We start from the raw sequence: 323 nt of genomic DNA on the forward strand, positions 1-323 counted from the left end.
AACTGGATTGTTTCCCATGCAAGCAACGCACAACGTGATCATTATTGGCGCCGGCTTCGGTGGACTGGGCATGGCCATTCGCCTCAAAGCCCAGGGGCAGGACGACCTGCTGCTGATCGAAAAGGGCCACGATGTTGGCGGCTGCTGGCGCGACAACACCTACCCTGGTGCCGCCTGTGATGTGCCCTCTCATCTGTATTCGTTTTCCTTTGAACGCCATTACCCGTGGAGCCGTCGCTTCGCGCCGCAGAAAGAAATTTTTGCCTACCAGCAATACTGCGCACGCAAATACGATCTGTATCGCCACATTCGCTTCAACACTG

At 55.7% G+C, this 323-nt stretch carries 1 protein-coding gene; it reads left to right on the top strand.

Going from position 1 to position 323, the window contains the following annotated elements; genetic code table 11:
• Positions 1 to 16: 16 nt before the first annotated feature.
• On the top strand, positions 17 to 323 hold a 307-nt coding region (locus tag A3730_RS10010; RefSeq protein WP_156501129.1), incomplete at its 3' end, for an NAD(P)-binding protein.

Source organism: Alcanivorax sp. HI0044 (assembly GCF_001634945.1).